The sequence below is a fragment of the Pantoea eucrina genome (assembly GCF_002095385.1).
Taxonomy (GTDB): domain Bacteria; phylum Pseudomonadota; class Gammaproteobacteria; order Enterobacterales; family Enterobacteriaceae; genus Pantoea; species Pantoea eucrina.
This window is the reverse complement of the sequence record NZ_MIPP01000050.1, coordinates 1-22,408: the sequence shown is the minus strand read 5'-3', so window position 1 is coordinate 22,408 and position 22,408 is coordinate 1. Positions and strand designations below refer to the sequence as shown.

The window sequence follows — 22,408 nt, the reverse complement described above, 5'->3', positions numbered from 1 at the left end:
CCAGCCTCGGGGCCCCGTAGCGAACGGAATCAGCCCCCGGGCCCCGCAGCGAACGGAACCGGCGCCCGCCCCCGTGGCGAACGGAACCAGCTCCCGTCACAGATCCTGCTTATACACCCTCACCCGCTCGGCAGGAAACTCCAGCGCTTCGCAGACATACTCCCAGCCGTGCCGCTCGTAGTAGCCGGAAAACGTTGACCAGAGCCAGATACGCGCGTGGCCGCGATCGCGGGCGAAATCGATCACGTGCTGCTGCAGCGCCTCGCTCACGCCCTGACCGCGTGAGGCGGGATCGACATAGAGCGCTGCCGCCCACGGCCAGAGATCCTGGCGGCTGATCAGATCGCAGCGCCAGAAACCGATAGTGCCCAGCGGAATATCGTGCGCGTCCAGTGCGACAAACGTCACCGGCAGATCGGCACCGTTCAGGCTGCTGCGCACGACACTGTGATAAAACTCACGCGTTGTGCCATCGCCAAACGCCTGCCACAGCCAGTCAGTTATCTGACTGGCGTGATGCGGCACGCTGCTGAGCGGCAAAATACGCATCAGTTCAGCTCCAGCGCCAGCAGCTCCTGAATCGTCTGCGCGCGGCGGATCTCACGCACGCTGCCGTTTTCAAACAGCACTTCCGGGATCAGCGGGCGGCTATTGTAGTTAGAGGACATGGACGCGCCGTAAGCACCGGTGTCGTGAAACACCAGATAGTCGCCAGGCTGCACCGCAGGCAGCGCGCGGGTCTCCACCTTGCCGCCCTCCTGCTGGGTAAACACATCGCCTGATTCACACAGCGGCCCGGCCACCACGCTCTCCTGCGTGACTGCCTCTGGCGTGCTGCCATCGGCTGGCAGCACCGAAATATGGTGATAGCTGCCATACATAGCCGGACGCATCAGATCGCTGAAGCCTGCATCAACCAGCACAAAGTGGCGACTGCCCATCGCTTTAACCGCCCGTACCTGTGAAACCAGTACGCCCGATTCAGCCACCAGGAAGCGTCCCGGCTCAATTTCCAGCTTTACCGGATGCCCGAGGTGGTCGGCAATGCGATCGCGCGCGCGGCTCCAGAGGCCAAAGTAGTGATCGGTATCGATCGCTTCTTCACCAAAATGATAGGGAACAGAGAGACCGCCGCCGGCTGAGATGGCGCTGAGATCCTGACCAAACGCAATCACCTGATCGACCATGGCGTCACACACCTGCTGCAGATGCGCATAATCCACGCCGGAGCCGATATGCATGTGCAGCCCCACCAGCTGCAGACCGTGCTGCTGAATCGCAGCCAGCGCCAGCGGCAGATCGCCATACCAGATGCCGTGCTTGCTGTTTTCGCCGCCGGTATTGGTTTTCTGGCTGTGACCGTGACCAAAACCAGGATTGATACGCAGCCACACTTTATGGCCCGGCGAACGCGCGCCCAGCTGGTGCAGCATATCTACCGAACCGGCGTTTACCGGTACCTGCAGCTCAGCCACGCGCTGAAGCGTCGGCAGATCCAGCAGGTCCGCCGTAAACACAATGTCCTCACCGCCCGGTTCAAATCCCGCCGCCAGCGCGCGTTCAATTTCACCCAGCGAGACGGAATCGACTTTTACCCCGGCCTGACGCATCAGGCGCAGAATATGAATGTTTGAGCAGGCTTTCTGCGCAAAGCGCACCACATCAAACTGGCTGAGCTGCGCAATACGCTGCTGAATAATGGCGGCGTCATAGGCCCAGAACGGACCGCTGTAGCGCTGCGCCAGCGGCAGCAGATGGGTAGCGTTAAGCGCAGATTCGGTGGTGTCTAACGGACGTGGCATAACAATTCTCCTGTACTGTTGCCCCCATTTAGCCATACCAAATCAATTCACAGAAATATCTGTTTTAGCGGCAGCTATGCAAATATGATATGCCTTTAATGGAGGAGCGATGGCGAACATCAACTGGCGGCATATTGAGATTTTCCATGCGGTGATGACCAGTGGCAATCTGACGCAGGCCGCCGCGCTGCTGCACACTTCGCAGCCCACCGTCAGCCGTGAGCTGGCGCGTCTGGAGCAGCAGCTGGGACTGACGCTGTTTGAGCGGGTGCGCGGTCGTCTGCAGCCCACGATGCAGGCGCTGAGTCTGTTTGAAGAGGTGCAGCGCTCCTGGTACGGACTGGACCGGATTCTCGATGCGGCGGAAGGATTACGGCAGTTCCGGCATGGCGAGCTGTCGGTGGCCTGCCTGCCGGTATTTTCCCAGTCGCTGCTGCCGCCTCTGCTGCAGCCCTTTATGCAGCGCTATCCGCAGGTGAATCTGAACATCATTCCGCAGGAGTCGCCGCTGCTGGAGGAGTGGCTGTCGGCGCAGCGCTACGATCTTGGCCTGACTGAGACACAGCATGCGCCATCCGGCACGGAACGCCTCTCGCTGCTGACCTGCGATGAAGTGTGCGTTTTGCCGCCGCAGCATCCGCTCTGTCAGCGTGATGTGCTGACACCTGCCGATTTCCATCAGCAGAATTTTGTCAGCCTGTCGCGGCATGACAGCTATCGTCAGCTGCTGGATGCGCTGTTTCTGGAACAGAAGGTTGAGCGACGGCTGGTGCTGGAGACGCACAGCGCCGCGTCGGTATGCGCGATGGTGCGCGCCGGGGTTGGCTTATCGATTGTAAATCCGCTCACCGCGCTGGATTACGCGGCGAGCGGCGTGGTGATGCGGCGTTTCAGTATCAGCGTGCCGTTTACCGTGAGCCTGATCCGCCCTCAGCACCGGCCCGCCTCTGCGCTGGTTGACCGCTTCTGCCACCACCTGCAGCAGCAGGTGGCAGCATTTCCGGGGCTTATCGCCGCGCAGCTTGATCAGACGCGGACCGTATCGCCCTGACCGTTAGCGTTGCGGAAGGTGATGACACACACCACCAGGCCGACAGCGGCGATGGCGGCAGCCGCAACCGGCACTGCCGTCAGGCCGTAGCCGCGCGCAATAACGGCGCCGCCTACCCAGGCACCCAGCGCGTTACCCACGTTAAAAGCAGCGATGTTGAGCGTGGAAACCAGGTTCGGTGCCTCTTTGCCGTGGCGCACCACGTTGATCTGCAGGCCGGGTACAGTGGCAAACGTCGCCATGGCCCACAGGAACAGCGTAATTTCAGCCAGCCAGAGCGCATGGCTGGTCCAGCTGAAGAGCAGTGAGAACAGCGCAATCAGTGAGAAGCTGAGGATCAGGCTGAAAGAGACTTTCCAGTCCGCCAGCTTGCCGCCAATGATATTACCTGCCGTCAGGCCGGCGCCAATCAGGAACAGCGTCCAGCTCACGCCGCGGTCGCTGATGCCGGTGACCTGAAGCAGCAGCGGCGCAATATAGCTGAACAGCGCAAACATCGCCGCGGCAAAGCAGACCGTCATCAGCAGCGATAGCCAGAGTCGTCCGTTGGCCAGCGCACTAATCTCACTGGCCAGATGAACCGGCTTCTCTTCTTTATTTGCCGGCAGGCTGACAATCAGGGCGATAAACGCCAGAATGCCGATAATCGCCACGCCCCAGAAGGTGGCACGCCAGCCAAACAGCTGACCAAACCAGGTGCCAAGCGGTACGCCAAGCACGTTTGCCAGCGTCAGCCCGGTAAACATCAGCGCCACCGCTGACGCCTGACGGCCGGGCGCCACCAGGCTTGCGGCCACTACCGATCCAATGCCAAAAAACGCGCCGTGGCAGAGTGCGGTGACCACACGCGCCAGCATCAGCAGGTTATAGCTATAGGCCAGCGCGCAGAGCACGTTACCGATAATAAAGATCACCATCAGCAGACTCAGCGTGCGCTTGCGCGGCAGGCTGGCGGTCAGCAGCGCCATTATCGGCGCGCCAATCGCCACGCCGAGCGCGTAACCGCTGATCAGCCAGCCGGCTGAAGGAATCGACACCTGCAGATCGCCTGCCACTTCCGGCAGCAACCCCATGATGACAAACTCCGTGGTGCCAATGGCGAACGCACTCAGCGCCAGCGCCAGTAATGCAACAGGCATAACACACTCTCCCAAGATAATTTTGCAGGCGGGCCGTACTGCGAACACAGCACGGTAAAACAGAACGCTTATTAATATTTGAACTGCGTCACGCTGCATTAAAACACAGCCCTGGCAGCGCAACCACCCTGTACGCCGCAAGGCTATGTTGCCGGCGCGGCAATAATCAGCGCCGGTCCGGCTTGTGGCGCGGTGGCGGATAGTGATAGCGTTGCCCGGTTTTCAGCCGGCGGAAGCGGGTAACGGTCAGAACGCAGCGCGCAGGTGAGCGCCCCACAGGAGAAAAAAGAGATGCGCTGGATAATTGCGCTGGCGGCGTGCTGCCTCAGCGGCTGCTCGGTTGGACACTATGAATACAGTAAAGAAGCTGCGCGCCGGGTGGATATGACCGTTACCGGTATTCCCACCATTCTTGGGGTCGGCACGCTGGGCACGACTATCCCGCTGACCGCCGAATACAGCCTGACGGCGGCACACGTGGCGAAATACTCACTCTACCGGGTAAAAGCCTGGCACCCCGACTGCGATCTCGCCGTGGTTTACCATAAAAACCGGGCGGGCAACCTGCCGCCGGCGTTCCGTAACGGCCACATTGGCGATCGCGTAAATCTTTATGGCTATAGCTTTATCTCTGCCCTGCCGGTCGCCTCCAGCGGAGAGAACCTGGTGAATACCACGCTGGTAAACAGCTGGAACAAAGCAAACTGTGTGGTGGTGGCGGCCAGTGCTGGCGTAGTGAAAGGTATGTCAGGCGGCGCAGTCTATAACGCCAGTGATGACACGCTGGCTGGGGTGATCACAGGATACAGCCGGCGGATCGATGATAACCAAAGCGGAAAAACGCTGTATAGCGATGTGGCACTCTACATACCCTATGCGCGTTTTCAGACGTGGCTGGCAGAGGCGATTGCGCCGTGATAACTGCTGCCCGACTCTCCTGCGGGAGAGAGACGGGCAGCGCCTGCCGTTACTTCGCCGTCGGGCGCAGCGCCGGGAACAGGATCACATCGCGAATGGTGTGGCTGTTGGTAAACAGCATCACCATACGGTCGATACCGATACCGAGGCCAGCCGTTGGCGGCAGTCCGTGCTCCAGCGCGGTTACGTAATCTTCATCGTAGAACATCGCTTCATCATCGCCGGCATCTTTTGCATTCACCTGCTGCAGGAAACGCTCTGCCTGATCTTCAGCGTCGTTCAGCTCTGAGAAGCCGTTACCGATCTCGCGACCACCAATAAAGAACTCAAAGCGATCGGTGATTTCCGGGTTCTCATCATTACGGCGCGCCAGCGGTGAAACCTCTGCCGGGTATTCGGTGATGAAGGTTGGCTGAATCAGATGGGCTTCCGCCGTCTCTTCAAAGATCTCCGTTACCACGCGGCCCAGACCCCAGCTTTTTTCCACTTTAATATGCAGCGCACTGGCGATCGCTACCGCTTTATCAAAGTCTTCCAGGTCAGCCAGGTCCGTTTCCGGACGATATTTTTTGATCGCTTCACGCATCGTGAGCTTCTCAAAAGGCTTACCGAAGTCAAAGGTATGTTCGCCATAGGCCACTTCAGTGGTGCCCAGTACGTCCTGCGCCAGCGTGCGGAACAGGCTTTCGGTCAGCTCAATCAGATCTTTGTAATCTGCATACGCCATATAGAGTTCCATCATGGTGAACTCAGGATTATGGCGCGGCGAGATGCCTTCGTTACGGAAGTTACGGTTGATCTCAAACACGCGATCGAAGCCGCCTACAACCAGACGCTTCAGATAAAGCTCCGGCGCAATACGCAGATACATATCGATATCCAGCGCATTGTGATGGGTGATGAAAGGACGCGCAGAAGCGCCGCCCGGGATCACCTGCATCATTGGCGTTTCCACTTCCATAAAGTCGCGGTTTACCATGAACTGGCGAATACCCGCCATGATTTTCGAGCGTACCTGGAAGGTGTGGCGCGATTCATCGTTGGAGATGAGATCAAGATAGCGCTGACGATAGCGCGTCTCCTGGTCAGCCAGGCCGTGAAACTTGTCCGGCAGCGGACGCAGCGCTTTGGTCAGCAGGCGCAGTTCTGAGATATGGATTGAAAGCTCGCCGGTTTTGGTTTTGAACAGCTTACCGCGTGCACCCAGAATATCGCCCAGATCCCACTTCTTGAACTGCTCGTTATAGACGCCTTCTGGCAGATCGTCACGTGAAACGTAGATCTGGATCTGACCGCCAACATCCTGCAGCGTGGCAAACGACGCTTTACCCATGATGCGGCGCGTCATCATACGACCGGCAACGCTCACTTCCACGCCCAGCGCTTCCAGCTCTTCGTTGCTCTTGTCGTCATAGCTGGCGTGCAGCCGATCGGAGGTGGTGTCACGACGGAAATCGTTGGGAAACGCCACGCCCTTTTCACGCAGCGCGCTGAGTTTTTCGCGACGCGCTTTCAGTTCATTATTTAACTCAAGTGCGGCGTCAGCGTTCTGCGGTTGTTGTTCAGACATGTCGGTTCCTTATAGCCCTGCTTTTAAACTTGCTTCAATAAAACGATCCAGATCGCCATCCAGCACCGCCTGAGTATTGCGGGTCTCTACGCTGGTGCGCAGATCTTTGATGCGGGAGTCATCCAGCACGTAAGAACGAATCTGGCTGCCCCAGCCGATATCCGATTTGTTCTCTTCTGCGGCCTGCTTGTCAGCATTTTTCTTCTGCATCTCATATTCATAGAGCTTGGCGCGCAGCTGTTTGAAGGCCTGGTCTTTGTTCTTGTGCTGTGAACGGTCGTTCTGACACTGCACCACAATGTTGGTCGGCAGGTGGGTAATACGCACCGCAGACTCCGTTTTGTTAACGTGCTGACCGCCCGCACCTGATGCGCGGTAGACGTCAATGCGCAGATCGGCCGGGTTGATATCGATATCGATATTGTCATCCACTTCCGGATAGATAAACACCGAACTGAACGAGGTGTGACGACGGCCGCCGGAGTCAAACGGACTCTTGCGCACCAGGCGATGGACGCCGGTTTCCGTACGCAGCCAGCCGTAGGCGTAGTCACCAATCACCTTGATGGTGGCGGATTTGGTGCCCGCAACTTCGCCTTCCGACTCTTCAATGATCTCGGTTTTAAACCCTTTGGCTTCTGCCCAGCGCAGATACATGCGCAGCAGCATGCTGGCCCAGTCCTGCGCTTCCGTACCGCCGGAGCCTGCCTGAATATCCATGTAGCAGTCGGCGCTGTCATACTCGCCTGAGAACATGCGGCGGAATTCCAGCTCACCCAGCTTTACTTCCAGCGCGTCGAGCTCAACCACGGCTTCGTTGAAGGTTTCTTCATCGTCCGCTTCAACCGCCAGCTCCAGCAGTCCCTGCACATCTTCCAGGCCCTGGTGCATCTGATCGAGGGTTTCAACGACGGCTTCGAGCGACGCGCGCTCTTTGCCGAGCGCCTGCGCGCGTTCAGGTTCATTCCAGACGTCCGGCTGCTCCAGCTCGGCGTTTACTTCTTCAAGACGTTCTTTCTTGGCATCGTAGTCAAAGATACCCCCTAAGAACGCCGCTGCGCTCGCTAAGGTCCTGGATACGATTTTTGACCGGATTAATTTCAAACATGGCTTTTCAGTCTTTTTTGGCGATACGGTGAGAAAAGATAAAGTAACGCATGAGTTTACCCGAAAGCGCGCGCGGTTTGTAGCGGCGCGCGCGGTCAGAGCGGCCAGATATGATCGATTATCAGCTGCACGGAACGGTTACCGCGATACTCGTTGATATCCAGCTTATAGGCCAGCTCAACCTGCCGCACGCTGGTATCCGGCCAGAGGCGGGTATCAACATTAAACGCGATACCGTCCAGCAGCGGTCCGCCGCCGACCGGTTCCACCATCACCTTCAGGTGACGCTCGCCCACCAGCCGCTGCTGCAGCAGTTTAAATTTGCCGTCAAACACCGGTTCCGGGAATGCCTGTCCCCACGGCCCCGCCTCACGCAGCATTTCAGCGGTATGCAGGCTGAACTCCTGCGCGTGCAGCTCACCGTCAGACCAGACCACGCCCTGCAGCGCTTCTCCATCGAGCCACTCATCAATCAGCGCGGCAAAGCGCTCGCGAAACGCGTCATACTTATCCGTTTCCAGCGAGAGTCCCGCCGCCATCGCATGGCCGCCGAACTTGATAATCAGCCCCGGATAGAGCGTATCCAGCCGCTCCAGCGCGTCACGCAGGTGCAGTCCGGCGATTGAGCGACCCGATCCTTTTAGCGTGCCATCGCCCGCGGGCGCAAACGCAATGACCGGCCGGTGAAAACGCTCTTTCAGGCGCGATGCGAGGATCCCGACCACCCCCTGGTGCCATTCGGGGTGATAAAATGCCAGGCCCAGCGGCAGGTCGCTATGCTGACGCTCCAGCGCATCGCACAGCGCCAGCGCTTCGCTTTTCATGCCCTGTTCAATTTCTTTGCGCGTCTGGTTCAGCGCATCCAGCTCGCTGGCCAGCATGCGCGCCTGCGCAATATCCTCGGTCAGCAAGAGCGCTACGCCAACCGACATATCGTCAAGCCGCCCCGCCGCGTTAAGACGCGGGCCAACGGCAAAGCCGAGATCGCTGGCTGCCAGCTGACGCGCATCGCGGTTTGCGATCTCCAGCAGCGCCCGAATACCGGCGCGGCATTTACCTGCGCGAATGCGGCTCAGCCCCTGCCACACCAGAATGCGATTGTTCGCATCCAGCGGCACCACGTCCGCTACGGTGCCGAGCGCGACCAGATCGAGCCACGCGGCCAGATTGGGTTCGCTGCGCTGGGGGGTAAACCAGCCCTGCTCGCGCAGATGCGCGCGCAGCGCCAGCATCAGGTAGAACGCCACGCCGACGCCTGCCAGCGCGCGCGACGGAAAAGCGCTGTCGCTGAGGTTAGGATTAACAATAGCGTCGGCGGCCGGCAGCGTTTCGCCCGGCAGATGGTGATCGGTGATCAGGACCGGGATGCCGTGCGCTGACGCCGTTTCGACGCCCGCGTGCGAGGAGATGCCGTTATCCACTGTGAGGATCATCTCCGCGCCGCGCGCACGCGCCTGCTCCACCACTTCCGGACTCAGGCCATAGCCATCGTCAAAGCGGTTAGGCACCAGGTAGTCCACGTTGCCGCCCATGCTGCGCAGCGCCAGCACGGTCAGTGCGGTGCTGGTCGCGCCGTCGGCGTCAAAATCGCCGACGACCATAATGCGCTGGCCGCCCGTAAGCATCCGGTGCAGCAGCGCAACCGCAGCCTCTATACCGCCGAGGCTCTGCCACGGCAGCAGATATTTTGCCCCGCGCTCCAGCTCTGCTGCGGTTTTAACGCCGCGATGCAGATAGAGACGGCGCAGCAGAGGCGGCAGGTCGTCAGGCAGGCTGGCATCAGCCGGCAGCGTGCGCCGACGCAGTTCTGTAGTGTGCATCACTGTGAATTAACCGCCCCGCTTCTGACCATCAAGCACCTGTTTCAGCTCCTGCGGGCCCTGATAGCCCGGGATCATCATACCGCTGTCGGTAAGAATGGCGGGCGTACCCTGAATGCCGAACAGAATGCCGAGTTTGTAGTGCTTATCGAGATTGAGGCTGCAGGTCGCTGGCGCATCCATCTGCGGCGTATCGCCTTTCATCGCCTGATCGAACGCTTTGTTGCGATCGGCACTGCACCAGATCGCCTTCATCGCTTTCTCAACCTGACCGTTCAGCCCTTCGCGCGGGAAGGCGAGATAGCGCACCGTGATACCCAGCGCGTTGTAGTCCGCCATCTGCTCATGCAGCTTACGGCAGTAGCCGCAGGTGATATCGGTAAACACCGTAATGACGTGCTGCTCTTTCGGCGCTTTATAGACAATCATTTCCGGCGCCAGCGCGGCGACTTTTTTGTCCAGCAGCTGGTTGGTGACATTAACCGGCTGTGCGCCGCTGACGTCATACAGCGGGCCCTGAATCATATGTTTGCCATCTTCAGTAATGTAAATCACGCCGCTTTCCGTCAGCACGGTTTTCATGCCCGGCAGCGGCGAGGGCTGGATCTCAGCCTGCTGCAGACCCACTTTTTTCAGCGTCTGCTGAATAGCGCTGTCATCAGCCTGTGCCAGAGCGGAAAAGGCGCTGACCAGCAGCGCCAGAACGGTAAACTGTTTTTTCATCATAAGTCCTTGTTGCCGCTGCTCAGGCGCGCGGATGGTGCTGTTGATGTAACTGACGCAGCCGCTCGGTGGCAACATGCGTATAAATCTGGGTGGTCGACAGGTCACTGTGGCCCAGTAGCATCTGTACGACGCGCAAATCAGCGCCGTGGTTCAGTAAATGTGTGGCAAATGCATGCCGCAGCACGTGCGGTGACAGTTTATCGCTGTCGATACCCGCCAGCGTCGCGTAGTGCTTGATGCGGTGCCAGAAGGTCTGACGCGTCATCTGCTGCGCGCGCTGGCTGGGAAACAGAACGTCCAGCGTCTGTCCGTTTAGCAGCCACGGCCGGCCATATTCCATATAGTGCTCTAACCAGTGGATCGCTTCTTCACCTAATGGCACCAGCCGCTCTTTATTACCTTTACCGATAACGCGCACCACTCCCTGCCGCAGGCTGACATCGCTGATGGTCAGCCCGACCAGCTCTGAGACGCGCAGACCGGTGGCATACAGCACCTCCAGCATCGCTTTATCGCGCAGCTCCAGCGGAATATCTGTGGCCGGCGCCTGCAGCAGCCGGTCTACCTGACTCTCGCTGAGATCTTTCGGCAGCCGCTGTGGCAGCTTAGGGGCGGAGAGCAGCGCGCTGGGATCGTCACTGCGCAGCTTTTCACGGTAGAGATACTGAAACAGCCGGCGCATGGCGCTTAGCGTGCGGGCTGAACTGGTGGCCTTATAGCCACCTTCAATACGCTCGGCAAGAAACTGCTGCAGATCCAGCGCCTGCAGCGTCAGCAGCGTCAGATTGTGATGCTGCAGCCATGCGGTGAGGGTTTGCAGATCCTGACGATAAGAGGCCAGCGTATTTTGCGCCAGATTACGCTCCAGCCAGAGCGCATCAAGAAACTGTTCAATCAGATCGCTATCCTGCACGTTATCCTCTCGCCAGTGTGAAATCGTGCTCATTATGCCTTAAAGCAGAGGGGTTCTGGTACAATTGCGCCAGAGTGAGTTTCATACAGAGCATTAACCGCATGAATATCGGACTTTTTTACGGTTCAAGTACCTGTTACACCGAGATGGCAGCGGAAAAAATCCGCGACTTTATTGGTGAAGAGCTGGTGACGCTGCACAACCTCAAAGATGATGACCCCTCGCTGATGGAGCAGTATGACCTGCTGATCCTCGGTATTCCAACCTGGGATTTTGGCGAGCTGCAGGAGGACTGGGAAGCGGTATGGCCGCAGCTGCCGGGACTTAACCTGCAGGGGAAAATTGTGGCGCTGTACGGTATGGGCGACCAGATTGAGTACAGCGAGTGGTTTCTTGATGCGCTGGGCATGCTGCACGAACTGCTGCTGCCGATGGGCGTACAGTTTGTCGGCTACTGGCCGCTGGAGGGGTATACCTTTACCAGCCGCAAGCCGCTGACCGCTGACGGCACACAGTTTGTAGGTCTGGCGCTGGATGATGTTAACCAGTTTGAGCAGAGCGACGAGCGTATTGAGCAGTGGTGCGAACAGATTCTCACGGAAACAGCTGACCGGCTTTAACGCCGGTCTGCCGCGCCACTGAGCGCGTCCTGCGCGCGCAGCTGCCGCCAGCTGCGCATCGTCATGGCGTCCTGCATCAGCCAGAAACGCCAGCGCTGGCCCTGCGCATTCTGCAGGGTCAGCAGCACGCCCCACGGCTGCCATTGCGCCGTCCGGGCGGTATACCAGCGGGTTCCCTGCCAGCCCCAGCTTCCCTGAACATCCCGCGTCAGCTCGCCGCAGCGTTGCCGTAAGCGTCGCTCAGTGCGCCAGCTTTCCGCCAGCACCGCGACGGAAAGCAGCGCCTGCAGCACATGCCACTCCGCAGGCCAGACGAACAGCAGCAGCGTCACGCAGCTGAAACCCGCCGCCAGATTTGCCAGCCGGGCGCTGCGCGAAGGACGCAGGCTACATTGCCACCGGACCGCGTTCACGGTTGCGCTGCTGGATCAGTTTTACCATGCGCTTAAACTCGGGATCCGCGGGCTCGCCGTGGTCCATCATCCAGTTAAACAGATCCGGATCGTCACTCTTCAGTAAAGCAACAAACACCCGCTTATCTTCATCACTCAGCGAATCATACTCATAGTGAAAAAAAGGCATAATGGAGACATCAAGCTCAAGCATGCCCCGACGGCAGGCCCACTTAACGCGTGATTTATCATGAATATCCATGTGTCGTGTTCCACGGCTGTAAACAGTGGGGTCAGTGTACCTGCTTTTTTTACCTGCTGCAGGCTGAGTGCTGTTTCCTGCGCAGGATTACGCAAAGCGGCAGGCTGTGTTGCCGCATCATCACGCGATTTGTGCGCCCGGTTCCGTAAACAGTTTGCATTGCCCCGCTGCTCTTTTAACATTGAACAAACAACTCCGGACAAACTTGATTAATCAGGATGGACACATGCCGATTTTTACCCTCCCTCCCCGCCAGCCTGTCGCTGCGGCACGCCTGCCCCTGACGCTGATGTCGCTTGATGAGTGGGCGCTGGTGGCGGTACAGGGCAAAGACAGCACCAGCTATCTGCAGGGACAGCTGACGCTGGATGTCGCAACGCTGACCAGTGAGCAGCATCGTCAGGCTGCCCACTGCGACGCCAAAGGCAAAATGTGGAGCAACCTGCGTCTGTTTCATCGCGGCGAGGGATACGCTTATCTGGTGCGCCGCAGCCTGCGTGACCAGCAGATTGCTGAACTGAAAAAATATGCGGTGTTTGCCAAAGTGACCATCGAAGCTGACGATGAAGCTGTCGTACTGGGCGTTGCCGGCTTTCAGGCGCGTGCGGCACTGACGAATCTGTTTGCCACGCTGCCGGATGCCGCGCATGCGGTAGTGCAGCAGGATGAGAGCACGCTGCTGTGGCTGGATCAGCCTGCGGAACGTTTTGTCGTGATTACTACCCCCGCCAAAGCGGAAGCGATTAAAGCGGCACTGGAGGGTGAGGCGCAGTTCAACGACAGCAGGCAGTGGCTGGCGCTGGATATCGAAGCGGGTATTCCGGTTATCGATAGCGCTACCAGCGCCCAGCTGATCCCGCAGGCCACCAACCTGCAGGCGCTGGATGCAATCAGCTTTAAGAAAGGTTGCTATACCGGTCAGGAGATGGTCGCGCGGGCGAAGTTCCGCGGTGCCAACAAGCGTGCCCTGTTCTGGCTGGCGGGTAGCGCCGGTAAAGTACCGGAAGCGGGGAGTTCAATGGAGCTGAAGATGGGCGATCGCTGGCGGCGTACCGGCACGGTACTGTGTGCGGTACAGCTTGAGGATGGCAGCGTCTGGGTGCAGATGGTGATGAATAACGATCCGGAACCAGATGCGATCCTGCGTGCTGAAGGCGATGAAGGTGGTGAACTCACCATTCAGCCACTGCCTTACGCGCTGGACGCGTAAGAGGCACAGAGCGGGAGGCCGTCCGGCGTCCCGCTGCAATGCGCATAAAGCCCGTTTATTTCACATAAAAGTAGATGGCGCAGAAGTGCAGCACGCTGCCGCCGAGTACAAAGCCGTGCCAGATCGCATGGTTAAAGGGTATCCGGCGCGACACGTAAAAAATCACGCCCAGGGAGTAGACCACGCCTCCCGCCGCCAGCAGCCAGACGCCTCCGGCGGAAAGCCGCATCGCCAGCTGATAGATCACCACCAGCGACAGCCACCCCATGCTGAGATAGGTCACCAGCGACAGCACCTTAAAGCGGTGCGCAATTGTCAGCTTAAAAATGATGCCCGCCAGCGCCAGACTCCAGATCACCACCATCAGTCCGTGTGCCAGCGGCGATTTCAGCCCGACCAGCAAAAACGGCGTATAGGTGCCGGCGATCAGCAGATAGATAGCGCAGTGATCAAATTTCTTCAGCCACGGCCGGGCGCGCTGATGCGGAATGGCGTGATAGAGCGTAGAGGCGAGGTAGAGCAGAATCATGCTGCCGCCATAGAGGCTGTAGCTGGTGATAGCAGTGATGCTCGCCTGCGTTTCCACTGCCTGCGTCAGCAGCAGCACCAGACCGATAATACCAAACAGGCAGCCAACGCCATGGCTGACGCTGTTGGCTATCTCTTCGGCCAGCGAATAACCGGGCGTAGTGAGTACGGGTTTTACCATGGTGCGGGATCCCTGAAGATAAAGGAGCGTGTTTTTTAACCCCTTCAGCCTAACCAGAAATATTTTCAGTGTACACATGTACGCTCAATTATTTCTGTGTCGGGGTGTGTCACCCGGCCTGCGGTGCAATCTGGTACACTGCAGGCTCCTTTTGCTGCCTGAGCGATGTTCCGCATGTTTGCACACCGCGATCTCTCCAGCCTGAACGATCTTGAGATGCAGGTTTACCATTTCATCATCAAACATCCGCAAAGCGTCAGCTATATGACCATTCGCGATCTGGCGGCGCAGGCGGGCGTCTCTACCACCACCGTACTGCGCTTTTGCCGCAAGCTGCACTGTGACGGCTGGTCAGAGTTTCGTATCCGCTTTCGCCTGGCTCAGGAGCAGACCCCGCCTGCAATCCCCTCATCGGGCGCTGGCGAAATGCTGAGTTTTTTCAAAAGTATTCACAATGCCGAGTTTGAGCAGCAGATTGCGCAGGCCGCGCAGATGATCGTGCAGGCCGGGCATATTTTCTTTATTGGTGCCGGCACGTCGGGCAGCCTCGGTAAATATGGCGCACGCTTCTTTTCCAACGTCGGCAAATTCAGCCACCATATTGACGACCCTTACTATCCGGTTATGCCCGGAGTCAGTGAAAGCGCGCTGGCGATTATTCTCTCCGTTTCCGGCGAGACCGAAGAGATCCTGCGCTTCGCCAGTCAGTTCAGCCTTAACCGCTGCAAAATCATCGCCATCACCAATCACGACACCAGCTCGCTGGCAAAAATGGCGGATTTTACCCTCTCCTATCACGTGCCGCAGATCACGCTGGCCGGGCAGCACGACATCACCACGCAGGTGCCGGTAATGTACATTATCGAAACGCTGGGACGCACGCTGGCGCATATGCTATCCTCCTGAAAACACCCTGTTTTTTAGCTGTGACAGGTTACATTCTGCACGCGGTGTTATAGCGTGACATTCACCGGCTGCTTGTTACACTGCGGGAAATTCTGTTTTCACCCGACGTATGATGAGGCTGAACAATGCGTGATGATTTGCAGTTACCACAAGGGTTTCTCTGGGGCGGCGCAGTAGCCGCGCATCAGGTTGAAGGCGGCTGGGATCAGGGCGGCAAAGGCGTCAGTATCGCTGACGTGCTGACCGGTGGCGCACACGGCGTTGACCGCGTGATCACCGACGGCGTACAGCCGGGCAAACACTATCCCAATCACCAGGCGGTAGAGTTTTACTCACACTACAAACAGGACGTGGCGCTGTTTGCTGAGATGGGCTTTAAGTGCTTCCGCACCTCGATTGCCTGGACGCGCATCTTCCCCAACGGCGATGAAGCGCAGCCTAATGAGGCGGGCCTGCAGTTTTATGATGACCTGTTCGATGAGCTGCTGAAATATGGTATTGAACCGGTGATCACTCTCTCTCACTTTGAGATGCCTTATCATCTGGTAAAAGAGTATGGCGGCTGGGCTGACCGTCGGGTGGTCGATTTCTTTGTGCGCTTCAGCGACGTGGTGATGACGCGCTATCAGCACAAAGTGAAGTACTGGATGACCTTTAACGAGATCAACAACCAGCGCAACTGGCAATATCCGCTGTTTGGCTACTGCTGTTCCGGCGTGGTGTTTACTGAGCATGAGAAGCCTGAGCAGACGATGTATCAGGTTATGCATCACCAGTTTGTCGCCAGTGCAAAGGTGGTGAAACGCGGTCATGAGATCAATCCCGGTTTTCAGATCGGCTGCATGATCGCCATGGTGCCGGTCTATCCCTTCTCCTGTCATCCGGATGATGTCATGCGGGCGCAGGAGGCGATGCATCAGCGTTACGTTTTCAGCGACGTGCAGATGCGCGGCGCTTACCCCGCTTACACGCTGAAAGAGTGGGCGCGCAAAGGCTACCACATCGAGATGGCAGCAGATGATGCCGAAACCCTGCAGCAGGGCTGCTGCGACTACATCGGTTTCAGCTATTACATGAGCAACGCGGTCGATACCCGCGCCAGCGGCGTGGATGATCCGATCACCGGCTTTGACGGCGTGGTACCCAATCCGCACGTTAAAGCGTCAGACTGGGGCTGGCAGATCGATCCGGTGGGCCTGCGCTATGTGCTGAATTCACTCTATGAGCGCTATCAGAAGCCGCTGTTTATTGTGGAAAATGGCTTCGGCGCGATCGATAAACCTGATGCGGAGGCTTTATCGCCGACGACTACCGCATTGACTACCTGCGGGCCCATATCGAAGAGATGAAAAAAGCGGTGGCGCTGGATGGTGTCGAGCTGCTGGGCTATACGCCGTGGGGCTGCATCGACTGCGTCTCGTTCACCACCGGTCAGTACAGCAAGCGCTATGGCTTTATCCACGTCGACAAAAACGACGACGGCAGCGGCACCTTCGCGCGTTCAAAGAAAAAGAGCTTCAGCTGGTATCAGCAGGTGATCGCCAGCAACGGCGCCACGCTCTGACCGGCGATGCGGGCGGATGTCAGAGTCCGCCCGTCACGTCCAGCATGCTGCCGGTGACATAAGCGGCAGCATCGCTGCTCAGCCAGAGGATGGCGCGGGCGATCTCTTCCGGCTGCGCGCCGCGTCCCAGCGGAATACGCTGCGCCACCCGATCAACCCGCTCCGGCTCGCCGCCATCCGCATGCATGTCGGTATACGTGGAGCCGGGACGCACACCGGTTACCCGGATCCCCTGGGCGGCCACTTCGCGCGCCAGCCCGCGGGTCAGCGTGTCCACCGCCGCTTTTGATGCTGCATAATCCACATATTCGTCCGGCGCGCCGCTGTGTACGGCACCTGATGAAACATTCACAATCACACCGCCCTCCCCGCCGTGCGCCCTGCTCATGCGTTTCACCGCTTCCCGGCAGCAGATAAAAGTCCCGGTGACGTTCGTCGCCAGCACCCGCTGAATACGCTCAGCGCTTAGCGCCTCCACCCGGCACTGCGTAAACAGAATTCCGGCGTTGTTCACCACTATCCGCAGGGCACCCGGCTGCTCATCCAGCTGCGCAAACAGCCTCACGACCTGCACCTCATCAGCAATATCCGCCTGCAGCGCGCAGGCGCTGCCGCCCCGGCGAATAATCTCCCCGACCAGCTGCTCTGCGTCCGCAGCCCGCTGACGGTAGTTGATTACCACGCGGTAACCCGCCTGCGCCAGCAGCAGCGAGGTAGCGCGTCCGATGCCCCGGCTGCCGCCGGTAACCAGTGCCAGATCCATATGTGCCTCCAAAAGAAAAAGGACCGGCAGCCGGTCCTTAAAGGGTCAGTTCATCGCGCTTACTGATATTCGCTCATCGGCACGCAGGCGCAGAAAACGTTGCGATCGCCGAAGACGTCATCAAGACGTTTTACCGTTGGCCAGTACTTATTCGCACTGCCAGCCGGGAATACCGCCAGCTCTCGCGTATAGGGATGCTGCCACTCGCCCACAATTTCCATTTGCGTATGCGGTGCGTTGACCAGCGGATTGTCATCAGCAGGCCACTCACCGGCGGTGACGCGGTCAATCTCCATGCGGATCGCCAGCATCGCGTCGATAAAGCGATCCAGCTCTGCTTTGCCCTCTGATTCAGTCGGCTCCACCATCAGCGTGCCCGCTACCGGGAAGGACATGGTCGGAGCGTGAAAACCGTAATCGATCAGGCGTTTGGCAATATCCAGCTCGCTGATACCGCTCTGCTCTTTCAGCGGACGAATATCGAGAATACATTCGTGCGCCACGCGACCATCGCGTCCGGTATAGAGGATCGGATAGGCCGATTGCAGACGACGCGCAATGTAGTTGGCATTAAGGATTGCCACTGAGCTCGCCTGTTTCAGCCCTTCTGCACCCATCATACGGATATACATCCAGCTGATAGGCAAAATCGAGGCGCTGCCAAACGGTGCAGCCGACACGGCGCCCTGCTGCGTCAGTACGCCATCAATCTGCACCACGCTGTGCCCCGGCACAAACGGAGCCAGATGCGCTTTTACGCCAATCGGTCCCATGCCCGGTCCGCCGCCGCCGTGCGGAATGCAGAAGGTTTTATGCAGGTTAAGATGCGAGACGTCAGCACCGATATAGCCAGGCGTAGTAATGCCCACCTGGGCGTTCATGTTGGCGCCATCCAGATATACCTGACCGCCATACTGATGCACAATCTGGCACACTTCGCGGATGGTTTCTTCATAAACGCCGTGGGTAGAAGGATAGGTCACCATGATGCAGGAGAGCGCATCGCCCGCCTGAGCCGCTTTCTCACGCAGATCGCCGAGATCGATATTGCCCTGTTTATCGCAGGCAACCACAACCACCGACATGCCCGCCATCTGCGCCGAGGCTGGGTTGGTGCCGTGTGCCGACCCGGGGATCAGGCAGATGTTGCGCCGGCCTTCATTGCGGCTTTCGTGATAGCGGCGGATCGCCAGCAGGCCAGCATACTCTCCCTGCGCCCCGGAGTTAGGCTGCATGCAGAGCGCGTCATAGCCGGTGAGCTGTACCAGCCACTGCGACAGCTGCCCAATCATCTGCAGATAGCCGGTAGCCTGTTCAGCGGGGCAGAATGGATGCAGTTCAGAGAACTCCGGCCAGGTGATCGGGATCATCTCTGCGGCGGCATTCAGCTTCATGGTGCAGGAGCCAAGCGGGATCATTGCCTGATTCAGCGCCAGATCTTTTTTCTCCAGGCTGTGCATGTAGCGCATCATTTCTGTTTCGCTGTGATAGCGGTTAAATACCGGATGCGTCAGGTAGTCACTGCGGCGCTGCTGGCCTGCCGGAATAGCCGCACTCTCCGCCGATACGGCGGCATCAAGCTTATCAATATCCAGCCCGTGCGTGTCGCCCAGAAAAATGGCAAACAGCGCCTGTACATCTTCACGGCTGGTGGTTTCATCCAGCGTGATACCTACGGCGTCAGGCATATCGCTGCGCAGGTTTACGCCAAAACTCAGCGCGCGATTCAGCACGCCGGCCTTGTCAGCAACCTCAACGGTCAGCGTGTCAAACCAGCTGCCGTGGCGCAGCGTCAATCCGCCTTTCTGCAGGCCGGTTGCCAGAATGCTGGTCAGGCGATGAATGCGCGAGGCGATACGTTGCAAACCCTGCGGACCGTGCCAGACCGCATAGAGGCCGGCGATATTGGCCAGCAGAACCTGTGAGGTACAGATATTGGAGTTCGCCTTTTCACGACGGATATGCTGCTCGCGCGTCTGCATCGCCATGCGCAGCGCGGTGTTGCCCGCCGCATCGCGTGAGACGCCGATAATCCGGCCCGGCATTGAGCGTTTGTGCTCATCGCGGCTGGCAAAAAAGGCCGCGTGCGGTCCGCCATAGCCCATTGGCACGCCAAAGCGCTGAGCGGAACCAAACACAATGTCAGCACCCTGTTTGCCGGGCGCCTCCAGCAGCAGCAGAGCCATGAAATCAGCGGCCACGCTCACGACAACTTTGCGGCTCTTCAGCTCTGCTATCAGATCGTGATAGTCATGTACTTCCCCACTGGTGCCCACCTGCTGCAGAAGAACACCAAACAGATCCTCATGATCGCGTGCTTTCTCTGCCCGATCGATAATCAGATCAAAGCCAAATGTTTCGGCGCGGGTGCGTACGACATCCAGCGTCTGCGGATGAATATCATCGGCGATAAAGAAGCGGGTGGCGCTCTTCAGCTTGCTGACGCGTTTCGCCATCGCCATCGCTTCAGCCGCCGCGGTGGCTTCATCCAGCAGCGACGCAGAGGCGATATCCATACCGGTCAGATCCAGCGTCAGCGTCTGGAAATTCAGTAGCGCCTCCAGACGCCCCTGTGACACCTCAGGCTGATACGGCGTATAGGCGGTATACCAGCCAGGGTTTTCCAGCATATTACGCAGGATCACCGGCGGAGTGATTACTGCACTGTAGCCCATGCCGATCCAGGATTTGTAGCGCTGATTCTGACTGGCCATCGCTTTCAGCTCTGCCAGCGCCTGCTGCTCGGTCGCGGCGTCACCCGTGGCCGGCGGCCCGGGCAGCTGAATATCCGCCGGTACGATGGTGCTGATGAGTTCGTTTAGCGAACCGGCACCAATCGCTTCCAGCATGCTGGCCTGCTGGGCGTCGGTGGGACCAATATGGCGCTCGATAAATGCACCGTTATGTTCAAGCTGGCTGAGAGTCTGGGTCATTACAGTCGATCCTGCATCGGGCTGGGTTACACAAAGGACTTACAACAGGCAGATAAAGAAGAGGTGCCGCACTGCGACACCTTCAGAGGCTACCGGTTACTCATCGATACTGGCTTTATAGGCGTCAGCATCAAGCATGCTGTCGAGTTCAGCTTCATCGCTGGCTTGCAGGCGGAACAACCAGCCATCGCCATAAGGCGCGCTGTTCACCAGCTCGGGTGAGTCGGTCAGCGCCTCATTCACCGCTACAATTTCACCGCTCAGCGGTGCATAGATGTCGGAAGCAGCTTTAACCGACTCCGCGACGGCGCAGTCGTCGCCCGCGCTAAACGTAGCGCCAACGTCTGGCAGATCGACAAACACCATATCACCGAGCAGCTCCTGCGCATGCTCGGTGATCCCCACGGTGTAAGAGCCATCTTCTTCTTTACGCACCCACTCGTGGCTGTCACGGTATTTCAACGTATTTGGCACATTGCTCATCGCCATTTCTCCTGAAAAATTTACTGAGCGACCGGCTTACCGGCGCGTACAAAAACGGGTTTAGTCACTTTTACCGGCATTTCGCGATTGCGGATCTCCACAATGGCCTGCCCGCCAATACCGGCAGGTACGCGCGCCAGGGCGATGCTGCAGCCCAGCGTCGGCGAGAAGGAACCACTGGTAATCATACCCTGCTGCGGTACGCCCTGCTCATCGGTAAAGCGCACCGTCTGACCACCGCGCAGTACGCCTTTTTCCGTCATGACCAGCCCCACCAGTTTTTCAGTGCCCTGCTCGCGCTGCGCTTCCAGCGCTTCACGTCCGATAAAATTGCGATCGGCCGGTTCCCGGCTGATGGTCCAGCCCATATTCGCGGCCAGCGGCGAAACGCCTTCATCCATCTCCTGGCCATAGAGATTCATACCGGCTTCCAGACGCAGCGTGTCGCGCGCGCCTAAGCCGGCGGGTTTTACGCCCGCGGCCAGTAGCTGCTGCCAGAACATTTCCGCCTGGTCAGCGGGCAGCGCAATTTCATAGCCTGCCTCGCCGGTGTAGCCGGTGGTGGCAATGAACAGGTCGCCTGACTGCACGCCATAAAAAGGCTTCATGCCGGCAACGGCGGCACGCTGGCTCTCATCAAACAGCGTCTGTGCTTTCTGCTGCGCATTCGGACCCTGCACGGCAATCAGCGCCAGGTCATGACGCTCGGTCAGCGTCACGCCAAACGGTGCGGCGTGCTGCGTTATCCACGCGAGATCTTTCTCTCGCGTGGCGGAGTTGACCACCAGGCGAAAAAAATCCTCCTGCATGAAGTAGACGATCAGATCGTCTATCACGCCGCCCGATGCGTTAAGCATGCCGCTGTAGAGCGCTTTGCCGGGTTGAGTCAGTTTTGCGACATCATTTGCCAGCAGATAACGCAGAAACTCGCGGGTCCGTGCGCCGTGCAGATCAACGATGGTCATGTGCGATACATCAAACATGCCGGCGTCGCTGCGCACTGCGTGGTGCTCATCGATTTGCGAGCCGTAGTGCAGCGGCATCATCCAGCCGTGGAAGTCCACCATGCGTGCACCGTCCTGCTGGTGCTGCTTAAACAGAGGCGTTTGCTGAGTCATAACCATCCTGTGAAAACCAATAAGCGGGGCTCGCCTGCGCGGTAATAAACGCCGACGCAAACGTTCTCTTTCAGCTGACGTTACCACTGAAAAACAGATTTAACCATAAGCAAAACGAAGTCGAAGCCGGCCCTCATCTTTGCAGTGCATCTCATAGCATGCAGCATAATCCGCTGCCTTTGTGTGATTAAACGCGCAGATTATGCAACTCCGGGGCGATATCTCAGTAAATAAAACACGCCACCGCGGGTGAGGAGCTAAATGGCACGGCTGTGCGATTAATCCTGCATGAAAATAACTAATGCGAATCTGGCGGTAAAATTAGAATAAATCAAACGAGGCATCATTATGGCGCAGAGCGCTCTGTTTTAGTGCGAACAGGGAGTCAGGAGGAGGTTTTTG

The 22,408-nt window shown here is 58.4% G+C and carries 20 protein-coding genes and 1 pseudogene; 6 read left to right on the top strand and 15 right to left on the bottom strand.

Features of this window, described 5'->3' with window-relative positions:
• Window positions 1-96: 96 nt before the first annotated feature.
• Window positions 97-549 (bottom strand): GNAT family N-acetyltransferase, encoded by a 453-nt coding sequence (locus HA43_RS16560; RefSeq protein WP_175540455.1) that lies wholly within the window; start codon window positions 547-549, stop codon window positions 97-99.
• Complete coding sequence (gene lysA, locus HA43_RS16555) at window positions 549-1,802, bottom strand: diaminopimelate decarboxylase (protein WP_039379991.1); 1,254 nt, start codon at window positions 1,800-1,802, stop codon at window positions 549-551. The genes HA43_RS16560 and lysA overlap by 1 nt, the downstream gene beginning before the upstream one ends.
• A 109-nt stretch (window positions 1,803-1,911) precedes the next feature.
• Between lysA and HA43_RS16550 the strand changes: the two genes are divergently transcribed.
• The gene (locus tag HA43_RS16550) at window positions 1,912-2,853 is read left to right on the top strand and encodes a LysR family transcriptional regulator (protein ID WP_094112156.1); all 942 of its coding nucleotides are present in this window, start codon (window positions 1,912-1,914) and stop codon (window positions 2,851-2,853) included.
• Here HA43_RS16550 and HA43_RS16545 read toward each other — a convergent pair.
• Window positions 2,829-3,992 carry an MFS transporter gene (locus tag HA43_RS16545; RefSeq protein WP_071668563.1) on the bottom strand — a complete coding sequence of 388 codons (1,164 nt, stop codon included), beginning with the start codon at window positions 3,990-3,992 and terminating at the stop codon, window positions 2,829-2,831. The two genes, HA43_RS16550 and HA43_RS16545, sit on opposite strands and share 25 nt — an antisense overlap.
• A 291-nt stretch (window positions 3,993-4,283) precedes the next feature.
• Here HA43_RS16545 and HA43_RS16540 point away from each other — a divergent pair, with 291 nt between their 5' ends.
• Window positions 4,284-4,910 (top strand): hypothetical protein, encoded by a 627-nt coding sequence (locus tag HA43_RS16540; protein ID WP_094112155.1) that lies wholly within the window; start codon window positions 4,284-4,286, stop codon window positions 4,908-4,910.
• A gap of 49 nt (window positions 4,911-4,959) precedes the next feature.
• Here HA43_RS16540 and lysS read toward each other — a convergent pair whose 3' ends face one another.
• From lysS to xerD, 5 genes are all read right to left on the bottom strand, one after another.
• Window positions 4,960-6,480, bottom strand: coding sequence for a lysine--tRNA ligase (lysS, locus tag HA43_RS16535; RefSeq protein ID WP_039380000.1), 1,521 nt, complete (start codon window positions 6,478-6,480; stop codon window positions 4,960-4,962).
• Between the two features lie 9 nt (window positions 6,481-6,489).
• Window positions 6,490-7,588 (bottom strand): peptide chain release factor 2 gene (gene prfB, locus HA43_RS16530; RefSeq protein WP_104085475.1). Its coding sequence is split into 2 segments (ribosomal slippage): window positions 6,490-7,512 and window positions 7,514-7,588, totalling 1,098 coding nucleotides; the frame shifts between segments, so codons are not numbered across the junction.
• Window positions 7,589-7,682: 94 nt separating this feature from the next.
• Window positions 7,683-9,407 carry a single-stranded-DNA-specific exonuclease RecJ gene (gene recJ / locus HA43_RS16525; RefSeq protein WP_039380002.1) on the bottom strand — a complete coding sequence of 575 codons (1,725 nt, stop codon included), beginning with the start codon at window positions 9,405-9,407 and terminating at the stop codon, window positions 7,683-7,685.
• Between the two features lie 9 nt (window positions 9,408-9,416).
• The gene (gene dsbC / locus HA43_RS16520) at window positions 9,417-10,130 is read right to left on the bottom strand and encodes a bifunctional protein-disulfide isomerase/oxidoreductase DsbC (RefSeq protein WP_071668566.1); all 714 of its coding nucleotides are present in this window, start codon (window positions 10,128-10,130) and stop codon (window positions 9,417-9,419) included.
• A gap of 22 nt (window positions 10,131-10,152) precedes the next feature.
• Window positions 10,153-11,079, bottom strand: a complete 927-nt coding sequence (xerD, locus tag HA43_RS16515; RefSeq protein WP_104085473.1) for a site-specific tyrosine recombinase XerD — start codon at window positions 11,077-11,079, stop codon at window positions 10,153-10,155.
• Window positions 11,080-11,147: 68 nt separating this feature from the next.
• Between xerD and fldB the strand changes: the two genes are divergently transcribed.
• Window positions 11,148-11,666 carry a flavodoxin FldB gene (gene fldB / locus HA43_RS16510; RefSeq protein WP_071668567.1) on the top strand — a complete coding sequence of 173 codons (519 nt, stop codon included), beginning with the start codon at window positions 11,148-11,150 and terminating at the stop codon, window positions 11,664-11,666.
• Here the strand turns inward: fldB and HA43_RS16505 are convergent.
• Together HA43_RS16505 and sdhE are read right to left on the bottom strand one after the other, a co-directional pair.
• Entirely contained in the window at window positions 11,663-12,079 is a 417-nt protein-coding gene (locus tag HA43_RS16505; RefSeq protein WP_094112154.1) for a protein YgfX, read from the bottom strand. The two genes, fldB and HA43_RS16505, sit on opposite strands and share 4 nt — an antisense overlap.
• Window positions 12,054-12,320: an FAD assembly factor SdhE gene (sdhE, locus tag HA43_RS16500; protein ID WP_039380010.1), complete on the bottom strand. Its 267-nt coding sequence runs from the start codon at window positions 12,318-12,320 to the stop codon at window positions 12,054-12,056. The genes HA43_RS16505 and sdhE overlap by 26 nt, the downstream gene beginning before the upstream one ends.
• A gap of 226 nt (window positions 12,321-12,546) precedes the next feature.
• Between sdhE and ygfZ the strand changes: the two genes are divergently transcribed.
• Window positions 12,547-13,530: a tRNA-modifying protein YgfZ gene (gene ygfZ / locus HA43_RS16495; protein ID WP_094112153.1), complete on the top strand. Its 984-nt coding sequence runs from the start codon at window positions 12,547-12,549 to the stop codon at window positions 13,528-13,530.
• Window positions 13,531-13,585: 55 nt separating this feature from the next.
• Here ygfZ and trhA read toward each other — a convergent pair whose 3' ends face one another.
• A complete protein-coding gene (gene trhA, locus HA43_RS16490; protein WP_094112152.1) occupies window positions 13,586-14,239 on the bottom strand; it encodes a PAQR family membrane homeostasis protein TrhA in 654 nt (217 codons plus the stop codon).
• A gap of 174 nt (window positions 14,240-14,413) precedes the next feature.
• Between trhA and HA43_RS16485 the strand changes: the two genes are divergently transcribed.
• Together HA43_RS16485 and HA43_RS16480 are read left to right on the top strand one after the other, a co-directional pair.
• Window positions 14,414-15,145, top strand: a complete 732-nt coding sequence (locus HA43_RS16485) for a MurR/RpiR family transcriptional regulator (RefSeq protein WP_094112157.1) — start codon at window positions 14,414-14,416, stop codon at window positions 15,143-15,145.
• Between the two features lie 125 nt (window positions 15,146-15,270).
• Window positions 15,271-16,709: pseudogene (locus HA43_RS16480) on the top strand (6-phospho-beta-glucosidase).
• A gap of 19 nt (window positions 16,710-16,728) precedes the next feature.
• On the opposite strand, the gene HA43_RS16475 reads toward HA43_RS16480, so the two are convergent.
• From HA43_RS16475 to gcvT, 4 genes are all read right to left on the bottom strand, one after another.
• Window positions 16,729-17,472 (bottom strand): SDR family oxidoreductase, encoded by a 744-nt coding sequence (locus HA43_RS16475; protein ID WP_094112151.1) that lies wholly within the window; start codon window positions 17,470-17,472, stop codon window positions 16,729-16,731.
• A gap of 59 nt (window positions 17,473-17,531) precedes the next feature.
• Window positions 17,532-20,405 carry an aminomethyl-transferring glycine dehydrogenase gene (gene gcvP / locus HA43_RS16470; protein WP_094112150.1) on the bottom strand — a complete coding sequence of 958 codons (2,874 nt, stop codon included), beginning with the start codon at window positions 20,403-20,405 and terminating at the stop codon, window positions 17,532-17,534.
• 96 nt (window positions 20,406-20,501) lie between these two features.
• The gene (gcvH, locus tag HA43_RS16465) at window positions 20,502-20,888 is read right to left on the bottom strand and encodes a glycine cleavage system protein GcvH (protein WP_039380024.1); all 387 of its coding nucleotides are present in this window, start codon (window positions 20,886-20,888) and stop codon (window positions 20,502-20,504) included.
• A gap of 20 nt (window positions 20,889-20,908) precedes the next feature.
• Window positions 20,909-22,006, bottom strand: coding sequence for a glycine cleavage system aminomethyltransferase GcvT (gcvT, locus tag HA43_RS16460; protein WP_094112149.1), 1,098 nt, complete (start codon window positions 22,004-22,006; stop codon window positions 20,909-20,911).
• Between the last annotated feature and the right edge of the window lie 402 nt (window positions 22,007-22,408).

Excerpts from the sequence above, each read along its gene's own strand:
- HA43_RS16560 (WP_175540455.1), bottom strand. The coding sequence starts at position 549 with ATGCGTATTTTGCCGCTCAGCAGCGTGCCGCATCACGCCAGTCAGATA.
- lysA (WP_039379991.1), bottom strand. The coding sequence starts at position 1,802 with ATGCCACGTCCGTTAGACACCACCGAATCTGCGCTTAACGCTACCCAT.
- HA43_RS16550 (WP_094112156.1), top strand. The coding sequence starts at position 1,912 with ATGGCGAACATCAACTGGCGGCATATTGAGATTTTCCATGCGGTGATG.
- HA43_RS16545 (WP_071668563.1), bottom strand. The coding sequence starts at position 3,992 with ATGCCTGTTGCATTACTGGCGCTGGCGCTGAGTGCGTTCGCCATTGGC.
- HA43_RS16540 (WP_094112155.1), top strand. The coding sequence starts at position 4,284 with ATGCGCTGGATAATTGCGCTGGCGGCGTGCTGCCTCAGCGGCTGCTCG.
- lysS (WP_039380000.1), bottom strand. The coding sequence starts at position 6,480 with ATGTCTGAACAACAACCGCAGAACGCTGACGCCGCACTTGAGTTAAAT.
- recJ (WP_039380002.1), bottom strand. The coding sequence starts at position 9,407 with ATGCACACTACAGAACTGCGTCGGCGCACGCTGCCGGCTGATGCCAGC.
- dsbC (WP_071668566.1), bottom strand. The coding sequence starts at position 10,130 with ATGAAAAAACAGTTTACCGTTCTGGCGCTGCTGGTCAGCGCCTTTTCC.
- xerD (WP_104085473.1), bottom strand. The coding sequence starts at position 11,079 with ATGAGCACGATTTCACACTGGCGAGAGGATAACGTGCAGGATAGCGAT.
- fldB (WP_071668567.1), top strand. The coding sequence starts at position 11,148 with ATGAATATCGGACTTTTTTACGGTTCAAGTACCTGTTACACCGAGATG.
- sdhE (WP_039380010.1), bottom strand. The coding sequence starts at position 12,320 with ATGGATATTCATGATAAATCACGCGTTAAGTGGGCCTGCCGTCGGGGC.
- ygfZ (WP_094112153.1), top strand. The coding sequence starts at position 12,547 with ATGCCGATTTTTACCCTCCCTCCCCGCCAGCCTGTCGCTGCGGCACGC.
- trhA (WP_094112152.1), bottom strand. The coding sequence starts at position 14,239 with ATGGTAAAACCCGTACTCACTACGCCCGGTTATTCGCTGGCCGAAGAG.
- HA43_RS16485 (WP_094112157.1), top strand. The coding sequence starts at position 14,414 with ATGTTTGCACACCGCGATCTCTCCAGCCTGAACGATCTTGAGATGCAG.
- HA43_RS16475 (WP_094112151.1), bottom strand. The coding sequence starts at position 17,472 with ATGGATCTGGCACTGGTTACCGGCGGCAGCCGGGGCATCGGACGCGCT.
- gcvP (WP_094112150.1), bottom strand. The coding sequence starts at position 20,405 with ATGACCCAGACTCTCAGCCAGCTTGAACATAACGGTGCATTTATCGAG.
- gcvH (WP_039380024.1), bottom strand. The coding sequence starts at position 20,888 with ATGAGCAATGTGCCAAATACGTTGAAATACCGTGACAGCCACGAGTGG.
- gcvT (WP_094112149.1), bottom strand. The coding sequence starts at position 22,006 with ATGACTCAGCAAACGCCTCTGTTTAAGCAGCACCAGCAGGACGGTGCA.